This is a genomic window from Ectopseudomonas oleovorans (genome assembly GCF_003052605.1).
Classification (GTDB): Bacteria; Pseudomonadota; Gammaproteobacteria; order Pseudomonadales; family Pseudomonadaceae; genus Aquipseudomonas; species Aquipseudomonas oleovorans_A.
Genome location: NZ_QASO01000127.1, coordinates 1 through 9907 on the forward strand (window position 1 = coordinate 1; position 9907 = coordinate 9907).

10 protein-coding genes and 2 pseudogenes are annotated in these 9907 nt (G+C 59.2%); 2 read left to right on the top strand and 10 right to left on the bottom strand.

The features are described 5' to 3' along the window. The 6 genes from DBO86_RS22560 to DBO86_RS22585 all read right to left on the bottom strand — a co-directional run. On the bottom strand, positions 1-701 hold a 701-nt coding region (locus DBO86_RS22560; protein WP_146173189.1), incomplete at its 3' end, for an MFS transporter. Between the two features lie 18 nt (positions 702-719). Then, a complete protein-coding gene (locus DBO86_RS22565) occupies positions 720-1724 on the bottom strand; it encodes an ArsJ-associated glyceraldehyde-3-phosphate dehydrogenase (protein ID WP_003118381.1) in 1005 nt (334 codons plus the stop codon). Positions 1725-1747: 23 nt separating this feature from the next. Then, complete coding sequence (locus tag DBO86_RS22570) at positions 1748-2248, bottom strand: cyclin-dependent kinase inhibitor 3 family protein (protein WP_108233206.1); 501 nt, start codon at positions 2246-2248, stop codon at positions 1748-1750. A 19-nt stretch (positions 2249-2267) separates the two neighbouring features. Beyond that, positions 2268-2978, bottom strand: a complete 711-nt coding sequence (gene arsH, locus DBO86_RS22575) for an arsenical resistance protein ArsH (RefSeq protein WP_108233205.1) — start codon at positions 2976-2978, stop codon at positions 2268-2270. Between the two features lie 18 nt (positions 2979-2996). Beyond that, a complete protein-coding gene (locus DBO86_RS22580) occupies positions 2997-3467 on the bottom strand; it encodes an arsenate reductase ArsC (protein WP_108233213.1) in 471 nt (156 codons plus the stop codon). Between the two features lie 22 nt (positions 3468-3489). Beyond that, entirely contained in the window at positions 3490-4272 is a 783-nt protein-coding gene (locus DBO86_RS22585) for a metalloregulator ArsR/SmtB family transcription factor (RefSeq protein WP_028238019.1), read from the bottom strand. Positions 4273-4381: 109 nt separating this feature from the next. On the opposite strand from DBO86_RS22585, the gene arsB reads away from it, so the two are divergent. Together arsB and arsA are read left to right on the top strand one after the other, a co-directional pair. Beyond that, positions 4382-5461 carry an ACR3 family arsenite efflux transporter gene (gene arsB / locus DBO86_RS22590; RefSeq protein ID WP_208630375.1) on the top strand — a complete coding sequence of 360 codons (1080 nt, stop codon included), beginning with the start codon at positions 4382-4384 and terminating at the stop codon, positions 5459-5461. A 9-nt stretch (positions 5462-5470) separates the two neighbouring features. Then, on the top strand, positions 5471-7225 hold the full coding sequence (gene arsA / locus DBO86_RS22595; protein ID WP_108233203.1) for an arsenical pump-driving ATPase: 1755 nt from the start codon (positions 5471-5473) through the stop codon (positions 7223-7225). A gap of 51 nt (positions 7226-7276) precedes the next feature. On the opposite strand, the gene DBO86_RS22600 is transcribed toward arsA, so the two are convergent. The 4 genes and pseudogenes from DBO86_RS22600 to tnpA form a co-directional block, all read right to left on the bottom strand. Further along, complete coding sequence (locus DBO86_RS22600) at positions 7277-7492, bottom strand: hypothetical protein (RefSeq protein ID WP_108233202.1); 216 nt, start codon at positions 7490-7492, stop codon at positions 7277-7279. Beyond that, positions 7491-8284: pseudogene (locus DBO86_RS22605) on the bottom strand (universal stress protein); the annotation flags it as partial. The pseudogene DBO86_RS22605 and the gene DBO86_RS22600, both read right to left, overlap by 2 nt. A 13-nt stretch (positions 8285-8297) precedes the next feature. Next, positions 8298-9392, bottom strand: a pseudogene (locus DBO86_RS22610) (SulP family inorganic anion transporter); the annotation flags it as partial. An 86-nt stretch (positions 9393-9478) separates the two neighbouring features. Then, positions 9479-9907, bottom strand: a 429-nt coding sequence (tnpA, locus tag DBO86_RS22615) for an IS200/IS605 family transposase (protein ID WP_146173169.1), incomplete at its 5' end; no start/stop codon positions are given.

The window sequence follows — 9907 nt, forward strand, 5'->3', positions numbered from 1 at the left end:
AACCAGACATCGCGGGCGCCAAAGAGGAACAGGCGCGCGGCGGAGAGGATGTTGATCGCCCGGCTTTTGGAAAGGATGTCCTTGAACTTGGGCTTGGCTTTGGCCTTGCCCAGATCCTTCTTCAACAGGAACAGACTGGCGATCCAGATCACCGCCAGCACGCCGGCCATGGTCAATACCGCGCCGGCAAAACCCAGCACGGCCAGCAGGGCGCCGCCGAGGAAGAAACCCACGCCCTTGAGCGCATTCTTCGAGCCGGTGAGGATTGCCACCCACTTGTACAGCGTGCCCTGCTGGGCATCGGGCACCAGGAGTTTGATGGAACTCTTGGCCGACATCTTGTTGAGGTCTTTGGCGATCCCCGACAGCGCCTGTGCGCCCATGACCCAAGGCACGGTTAGCCAGGCGGCGGGCACGGTGAGCATCAGCAGTGCGACCACCTGCATCGCCAGGCCGATATTCATGGTGCGATTAAGGCCCAATCGGGCGCCGAGGTAGCCGCCGACCAGGTTGGTGACTACGCCGAAGATCTCGTAAAACAGAAACAGCGCGGCAATCTGCAAGGGGCTGTAGCCCAGGCTGTGGAAGTGCAACACCACCAACATGCGCAAGGCGCCATCGGTGAGGGTGAATGCCCAGTAATTGCCGGTCACCAGCAGGTACTGTTTGACCTCCGGGGCCAGGGCTGACAACGCCTTCATGCTTGCATCCCTACTTGGTTAAACGGCCAGGCCGACCAGTTTGGCCAGCTCCACGGTGCGGTTGGCATAGCCCCATTCGTTGTCGTACCAGGCATACAGCTTCACCTGAGTGCCGTTGATGACCATGGTCGACAGCGCATCGATGATTGAGGAGCGCGGGTCAGTGCGGTAATCGATGGAGACCAGCGGGCGTTCCTCGTAGCCGAGGATGCCTTTCAGCTGGCTGTCGGCAGCAGCCTTCAGCAGTTGGTTGACTTCCTCCACCGTGGTGGCCCGTTCGACTTCGAACACGCAGTCGGTCAGCGAGGCGTTGGCCAGCGGCACGCGCACGGCATGGCCGTTCAGCTTGCCGCGCAGCTCGGGGAAAATCTCGGCGATGGCGGTGGCCGAACCGGTGCTGGTCGGGATCAGGCTCATGCCGCTAGCGCGTGCACGGCGCAGATCCTTGTGCGGGGTGTCGAGGATGCTCTGGGTGTTGGTCAGGTCATGAATGGTAGTGATCGAGCCATGGCGGATGCCGAGGTTCTCGTGAATCACCTTGACCACCGGAGCCAGGCAATTGGTGGTACAGGAGGCAGCGGTGACGATGCGGTGCTCGGCTGGATTGAACAGCTGCTGGTTGACACCCATCACCACGTTCAGTGCGCCTTTCTCCTTCACGGGCGCGCAGACCACGACCCGCTTCACGCCCTGATCCAGGTAAGCCTGCAATACCGCCACGGTCTTCATCTTGCCGCTGGCCTCGATCACCAGATCGCAGTCCGACCAGTCGGTGTCGGCAATCGCCTTGTTGGCGGTGACCTGGATGCGCTTGCCGCCGATCACCACGCAATCGCCTTCGCTGCCGGCTTCGTGGTGCCAGCGACCGTGCACCGAGTCGAAGTTGATCAGGTGCGCATGGGTGGCGGCATCGCCTGCCGGATCATTGATGCGGACAAATTCGAACTCGGGCCAGTCCCAGGAGGCGCGCAGCGCCAAACGACCGATGCGACCGAAACCGTTGATACCAATTTTGATAGCCATGTTTTTCGACTCATCTACTGGAGTTAGTGGGCAGCATCGAACTGGGTGATCCAGTTGATGTGGGCAGGGTGTTGAATAGCCTTGGGACGCAGGGCTTGCACCAGGGCAATGGCATCGGCGCGGGGAATGCCGGCCTCGATCATGATCCGCGCCGCAATCAGCCCGGTGCGTCCCGAGCCGCCCTTGCAGTGGATGGCGATGTCCTGGCCCGCATTGAGCCGCTCAAGGATGCTCTGTTTGCAGGCTTTCCAGCCCTGGCCGAAATCTTCGAGCGGTACTTGCTCATCCGCCACCGGCAGGTGGAACCAGGCCATGTCTTGCGCCTGGCATTGCTTGCCGATGTCCTCGGCCTCGTTGGAGGCCAGTTCGCTTGCCGGCATCAGGCTGATCACGGCAGAGGCACCGGCCTGTTTCAGCGTGGCCAGCGAGTCGACAAGGCTGCTGTCTTTGGTGCCGGGACAGGGCGTGAAGATGAGTTTGCCTTGGATACCGGGAATGCTGAGCCGGTCGTAGGGGTGATTCATTGAGAGGGTTTCCTGGTAGTCAGATGGCGCGCTGGTTGACGCGCTTGGAGAGTTCTTCAGCGGACTCTTTACGTTCCGAGTAACGGTCGACCAAATAGTCGCTGTGGCCGCGCAGCAGCAGGGTGAACTTGACCAGTTCCTCCATGACGTCCACAACGCGGTCGTAATAGCTGGAAGGTTTCATGCGCCCGGCCTCGTCGAATTCGAGGTAGGCCTTGGGCACTGAAGACTGGTTGGGGATGGTGAACATGCGCATCCAGCGCCCCAGCACACGCATCTGGTTAACCGCATTGAAGGATTGCGAGCCTCCACAGACCTGCATCACGGCCAGGGTCTTGCCCTGACTGGGACGGATGGCACCCATGGTCAGCGGTATCCAGTCGATCTGCGACTTGAATACGCCGGTCATAGCGCCGTGGCGCTCGGGTGAACACCACACCTGACCTTCAGACCAGAGCACCAGGTCGATGAGTTCCTTGACCTTGGGATGGCTGCTGTCGGCATCGTCCGGCATGGGCAGGCCGGAAGGATCGAATATTCGGGTTTCCGCGCCGAAGGCTTCCAGCAAGCACGCCGCTTCCTGGGTCAGCAGACGGCTGTAGGAGCGCTCACGATTGGAGCCATAGAGCAGCAGAATGCGCGGCTTGTGCTCGCCTTCGGCGAGGCCCAGGTTTGTCGGGATAGAGCGGGCAAACAGCTCCTCGGCGACGTTGGGCAGGTTGTCGATCATGGGTTTGTACCTCTTGGGCTACAACGAGCCGATTCTGTTCAGCTCGGCCTTGAGCGCATCGCTGTCGAGTTGAGTAAAGGGCAGCGCGATAAATGCGCTCACGCGTGTCTGAATCTGCTGGATGGTGGCTGCAAACGCGGCGTCAATTTCCGCCTCAGAACCGTTGACTTCGGAGGGGTCACTCAGCCCCCAGTGACAACGAGTCGCCGGGCCAAAGAAAACGGGGCAGGCCTCTCCGGCTGCGTTGTCGCAGACGGTAATGACGATGTCAGGGGCGAGAGCCTGATGGGCATCGGTTGATTTGCTGTACAGCCCATCAACATCGAATCCGGCATCAAGCAGTGCCTGCAAGGCCAATGGGTTGACCTCTCCCTTGGGGTGACTGCCCGCACTAAAGGCCCGCATACCCTTGGGGGCCAGCGCATTGAAGATGGCCTCCGACAGGATGCTGCGGCAGCTATTGGCGGTGCAGAGAAACAAAACGTTCATGGTCATCCCCAGTGCCTGGTATTCAATCGCAGGCAGGCTTGCGCCCAGGGCGATCACGCATTTGCCAGAGGCGCTGCACATCCTGGCGCAACCACTCGGCATTGTTGTCCAGGGTCTGCTTGAGGATATCGGTCACCCATTCCGGCAGCTGCGGGTGCAGGCGGTAGTACACCCACTGACCATTGCGTCGATCCTCCAGCAGACCACAGCCGCGCAGCAGGGCCAGGTGCCGGGATATCTTGGGTTGCGCCTCTTCTAGTGCAGAGGTCAGTTCACAGACACAGAGTTCCTGTTCCAGGGTCACCAGCAAGGCGATTCGCGCCCGCGTTTCCTCGGCCAGGCATTTGAAGACCTCGGTTGGCGACATGGCATGCAGGGTGGAAGCTTCATTCGCCGGTTTACTTTTAATCAGCACGAACATCTTTATCCGTTCATGTATCTCATGCAGGGTCTTGCGATAGGCATCTTTCTGCGAGCTGGTCGCTGGGTCTTCGAAGTTCCAGGCGATGTACTCACCGGCCCCTGGAAGTGCCTGGCACTCCAGGGCGGACTTGTCACACAGGGTGATCACATAGTCGAACGGCTCGCCAGCGACCTGCTCGATGGACTTGCTGTAAAGCCCATCAGTGGGAACACCAAGCTGCTCCAATGCGTTGCGGGCTCGGGTGTCGACTTCAGTGGGGGCGGAGCCTGCGCTGTAGACTTCAAAATGTTCTGAGTCGGTGTGGCGCAGCAGGGCTTCGGCCATCTGCGAGCGTGAGGAGTTCGCGACGCAGAGGAACAGGACGCGCTTTTTCTGGCTCATGTTGATCCCTATCAAAGATGCACATGAGAAAATATATTATTTTTCGAATATGCAGTAAAGTGAATATGCGGCGCGTTGCGCGCCAAGGGAACGAGGATAGGCAGCAAAGATGACAAATGCGTGTGAAGTCGCGATGAAGCAGGCCTCTGGGGCTCAACTGGGAGTTTTTGAGCGCTACCTGACCCTGTGGGTGTTCCTGTGCATCGTGGTGGGCACCGTGCTTGGCTTGGTTGTGCCGCAAGCGGCTCAGGCCGTCGGCGCCCTGGAGGTGGCGAAGGTCAATATCCCGGTTGGCCTGCTGATCTGGGTGATGATCATTCCGATGCTGATGAAGATCGACTTCAGCGCCATCAGCGAAGTGCGCCAGCAGAAGAACGGCATGTTCGTCACGCTGTTCGTTAACTGGGCGGTCAAGCCGTTTTCCATGGCGCTGATTGGCTGGTTCTTTATCAAGCAGGTGTTTGCGCCCTGGCTGCCCGCCGAAGAGCTGGATAGCTACATGGCCGGCTTGATCCTGCTCGGTGCGGCGCCCTGCACGGCGATGGTGTTTGTCTGGAGCAACCTGTGTAAGGGTAATGCCAACTTCACTCTGACCCAGGTGGCACTGAACGATCTGGTCATGGTGTTTGCCTTTGCGCCTATCGTGGCGCTGTTGCTGGGCGTTTCTTCGATCCCGGTGCCTTGGGACACCCTGCTGCTTTCCGTGGTGATGTACATCGTCATCCCGCTGGCCATCGCCCAGTTTCTGCGGGCTCAACTGATGAAGCGCGGCGAAGCCTATTTCGAGAATGTGCTGGCGAAGATTTCGCCATTTTCCATCATCGCTCTGCTGGCCACTCTGGTTCTGTTGTTCTCCTTCCAGGGTGAGTCCATCGTCGAGCAACCTCTGATAATCGGCATCATCGCGATCCCCCTGCTGGTGCAGACGCTGTTCATCGCGGCACTGGGTTACTGGCTCTGCCATACCCTGAAAGTGCGCCACGACATAGCGGGCCCGGCCACCATGATCGGCGCCTCCAACTTCTTCGAGCTGGCCGTAGCCGTGGCCATTGTCTTGTACGGATTCAACTCGGGTGCCGCCCTGGCAACCGTGGTCGGCGTACTGATCGAAGTGCCCGTGATGCTATGGCTGGTACGCATGGTCAACAGCACACGCAACTGGTACGAGAGCAGCCTCAACAATCGCTAGGGGGTCAGAATGCGCTTTATCGACAATGCACCACGCTTCCTGTTCTTCACCGGCAAGGGGGGGGTCGGAAAGACCTCCATTGCCTGCGCGACAGCCCTGGAGCTGACCCGTCAGGGCAAGCGAGTGCTGCTGGTCAGCACCGATCCGGCCTCCAATGTCGGGCAGGTATTCGGTCTGGAGATCGGCAATCACATTACCGCCGTGCCTGCCGTGGAAAACCTGGCGGCCCTGGAGATCGACCCACAGGGCGCAGCTCAGGCCTATCGGGATCGGATTGTGGGCCCGGCGAGGGGTGTCATGCCTGCTGATGTGGTCAAAGGCATGGAGGAGCAATTATCGGGAGCCTGCACGACCGAGATCGCAGCCTTCGACGAATTCACCTCACTGCTGGTCAACGATGAACTGAAGGCCCGCTTCGATCACATCATTTTCGATACCGCCCCGACCGGGCACACGATTCGGCTGCTGCAACTGCCGGGGGCCTGGAGTGGATTCCTGGAGGCGGGGCAAGGCGATGCATCGTGTCTTGGGCCGTTGGCCGGTTTAGACAAACAACGTGACCAGTATCGCGAGGCAGTAAAGGCGCTTTCTGATCCAGCCAAGACCCGTCTGGTTCTGGTTGCCAGGGCACAGGCCGCTACCCTGCGCGAGGCTGCCCGCACACGCGAGGAGCTTGCAGCCATTGGATTGCAAGAGCAGTACCTGGTGATCAACGGCGTGCTGCCGGCGAGTGAGGCGCAGAAGGATGTCCTGGCTGCCGCCGTCTATAAGCGTGAACAGGCCGCAGTCGCCGCCATGCCGCCAGCGCTGCGAACACTGCCGCTCGATCTGTTGCCCTTGAAAGCATTCAACCTAGTGGGACTGGATGCCCTGCGACAACTTTTGCTTGAGGGCTCTGCTGACGGCACGCAGGCGCCGGCCAGTGCGCCGATTGAATTGAACGCTCCACGACTCAAGTCCCTGATCGACGAGATCGCCGCCGATGGTCATGGCCTGATCATGGTGATGGGCAAAGGTGGTGTCGGGAAAACGACTCTGGCCGCAGCGGTTGCCGTCGAGTTGGCTCGACGTGGGCTGCCCGTGCACCTGACTACTTCTGATCCTGCCGCGCACCTTGCCGAGACACTGGATGGCACGCTTGAGCACCTGACGCTGAGCCGCATTGACCCGCATACCGAGACACAGCGCTATCGTGATCACGTCATGCAAACCAAGGGCGCGGGCCTGGATGAGCAGGCTCGGGCGCTGCTGGCCGAGGATCTGCGTTCACCCTGCACCGAAGAGATCGCCGTATTCCAGGCTTTCTCGCGAATCATCCGTGAAGCCGGCAAAAAGTTCGTGGTGATGGACACCGCCCCGACCGGCCACACCTTGCTGCTACTGGATGCCACCGGGGCTTATCACCGCGACATTGCTCGGCAGATGTCGGGCAGCAACATGCGCTTTTCCACGCCGATGATGCAACTCCAGGATCCTAAGCAAACCAAGGTGCTGTTGGTGACCCTGGCCGAAACCACTCCTGTGCTGGAGGCTGCTGGCCTGCAAGCTGATCTGCGTCGTGCCGGCATTGAGCCTTGGGCATGGGTGATCAACAACAGCGTGGCAGCCGCAAAGACTGAATCACCGCTATTACATAAACGGGCGGTCAATGAACTGAGGGATATTGAGCATGTCGCGACGGAGCACGCGCAACGCTATGCGGTCATTCCGCTCATGTCGGAGGAGCCGGTAGGGGTTGAGCGTTTACTCGCTCTCAGCAAGTAATCTGCATCAATGAGAAGGCCCGCATTCTGCGGGCCTTCTGCTTGAAAGCGCTTACTTCTTGATGACCTCAAGGTAATCCTTGAGGGTTTTCTCGTCAGCCGCTTTGACCGTCATGCCATTCGGGCCGGAACCGATATCAGTGAACTGCTTGGCTGGCTCGCCAGTGGCTTTGAAGTCCTTCAGTTCCTGAGAGTCTTCGCGGAAAACCCAGAGACGACCATCCTCAACCTCGGTAACAAAACCAGGCTTATCGAATTCGCTGGCCATAATGCCGGATTCGGGAATGCCCATAGGCGCCCATCACCAGTAGGTCGATGCCATGCTCCTTCTGATAGGCATGCAGCGTGGGTTCGACTTCACCCGCTCGCATGGCGGTATGTACCTTGTAACCACCCGTGGATAAGGTTGAACAGGCGGCATCCAGCTGCGCCCAGCCCTCTTTTGTCTCGGTTCCTACCATCACCAGATGGATAGGCAGTCCTTTCAGTAAGGGGCTGGCGGCCAGCATCTCTACGCCCTTGCGCGTGGTTGCGCCGCCATCAAAGGCCAGCATCGCGCTCTCAGGCTTTTTGAATCTGGCCGGCGTCACCAGCACAGGACGGTGCATGATGCGAATGACGCTCTCCAGCTGGCTGCCAACATGGGCTTCTGCTCCTCCACTGGACTCGCCCTGGCGACCGATCACTAGCAGGCGTATATCGCTTTCCAGTTCCCGCAGGCTTTCCAGCAGATCGCCATGGCGTTGCTTGGTCTCCGGTGAACTCACGCCTTCGGCCATGGCTCTCTCCTTGGCAGCGGCGAGCATGATGCGCCCCTGCTCCAAGGCCGGTTTTCCGCGTTTTTCGTCCAACAGTCCTGCGAGGCGAGCTCATCCAGCAGATGCTCCCGACTGCCCAAACCAATGTTGCCGCTCAAATCGGCTGATACCGGATACTGGCGCTGATCCAGTACGTGCAGGAAGGTAAGCGGAGCTTCTAGGCGCTGGCTGGCCCAGGCAGCGTAGTCGCAAACAGCAGGGGCCGAGGCAGAGCCGTCAATGCAAGCGGTTACGTGGGTCATTGTTGTTCTCCTTATGGGTGAAGACCACCACGACCACAGTTGCCACCATCACGATGTTGGTGGAGAGCGGGAATTTGCGCAGGTTACGCAGCGAGTCCCAGCTGAAGGTGCCGATGGACACCATGATCATCACCGCAACCAGCGCAGCCATGGGAATCTGGCTGACCCAGTCGCTGAGAAACACCACCATTAACAGCAGTACGACACCCGCGATCAAGGCGGACAGGCGAGTGCGCCCTCCAGATTTCACGTTGATCACCGACTGCCCGATCATGGCGCAACCGGCCATGCCGCCCATTAGACCCGAAGCAATGTTGGCAACGCCTTGACCTTTGCATTCGCGGTTCTTGTCGCTAGTGGTATCGGTCAGGTCATCAACGATGGTCGCGGTCATCATCGACTCCAGTAAGCCGACTACAGCCAGCGCTGCTGCGTAGGGAAAAATAATCGCCAGGGTCTCGAAGGTAAGCGGCACGTCCGGCCAGAGAAACACTGGCAGGGTATCCGGCAGTTGGCCCATGTCGCCTACGGTGCGGATATCTAGCCCGAGGTAGATGGCTACTGCGGTCAAGACCAGGATGCACACCAACGGCGAGGGGATCACCTTGCCGATCTTGGGCACATAGGGGAACAGGTAGATGATGCCAAGGCCGGCAGCCGTCATGGCGTAGACGTGCCAGGTGACATTGGTCAGTTCAGGTAGCTGTGCCATGAAGATCAGGATGGCCAGGGCGTTGACGAATCCAGTCACAACCGAGCGAGACACAAAGCGCATCAACGAGCCCAGTTTCAAATAGCCGGCGATGATCTGGAGCACACCGCACAGCAGCGTGGCGACCAGCAGGTACTCCAGGCCATGGTTCTTCACCAGGGTCACCATAAGTAGCGCCATGGCCCCGGTTGCCGCCGAAATCATGCCGGGGCGACCTCCCACGAAGGCGATCACAACAGCGATACAGAACGACGCATATAAGCCGACTTTGGGATCGACTCCCGCGATGATGGAGAAAGCGATAGCTTCCGGAATCAGTGCAAGCGCGACGACGAGGCCGGCGAGCACGTCGCCTCTCAGATTGGAAAACCAGTTCTGCTTGATTGTCTGCAACATCACTCAACAACCACCGACTGAAGTCGGTGGGTTAGTGACTTACGGACTGAAAGTCCGGATACGCGTCGACTGAACGACGCGTCGGATCAGTCAGGCTCCATCCTGAAATTATCGTTCGGGCTCGGCTCAAAATGATGCTCCAGATACTGCTTGATCATCTCTTCCGTCATCTGCCCAACCGTCGCGCAAAAGTACCCGCGAGCCCAAAAATGCTGCCCCCAATAGCGCTTTTTCAGATGGGGAAACTCCTCGAAAAGCTTGCTCGCCGTACGCCCCTTGATCCGCCTCATGATCTCACTCGGCGCCAAATTCGGCGGACTGCTCACCAGAATATGCACGTGATCCTTGCTCACCACACCTTTCACAATCCGAATTTCAAATGCTTCGCACGTCTGTCTCACCAGCTCTCGCACTCGCTCAGCAACCTCACCGCTGAGCACCTTGTATCGGTACTTAGTCACCCAAACAAAGTGATACTCGATCTGGTAGACCGTATGACTGCCGTATCTGTAATC

Coding starts and splice junctions, on each gene's coding strand:
- DBO86_RS22565 (WP_003118381.1), bottom strand. CDS start 1,724: ATGGCTATCAAAATTGGTATCAACGGTTTCGGTCGCATCGGTCGTTTG.
- DBO86_RS22570 (WP_108233206.1), bottom strand. CDS start 2,248: ATGAATCACCCCTACGACCGGCTCAGCATTCCCGGTATCCAAGGCAAA.
- arsH (WP_108233205.1), bottom strand. CDS start 2,978: ATGATCGACAACCTGCCCAACGTCGCCGAGGAGCTGTTTGCCCGCTCT.
- DBO86_RS22580 (WP_108233213.1), bottom strand. CDS start 3,467: ATGAACGTTTTGTTTCTCTGCACCGCCAATAGCTGCCGCAGCATCCTG.
- DBO86_RS22585 (WP_028238019.1), bottom strand. CDS start 4,272: ATGAGCCAGAAAAAGCGCGTCCTGTTCCTCTGCGTCGCGAACTCCTCA.
- arsB (WP_208630375.1), top strand. CDS start 4,382: ATGACAAATGCGTGTGAAGTCGCGATGAAGCAGGCCTCTGGGGCTCAA.
- arsA (WP_108233203.1), top strand. CDS start 5,471: ATGCGCTTTATCGACAATGCACCACGCTTCCTGTTCTTCACCGGCAAG.
- DBO86_RS22600 (WP_108233202.1), bottom strand. CDS start 7,492: ATGGCCAGCGAATTCGATAAGCCTGGTTTTGTTACCGAGGTTGAGGAT.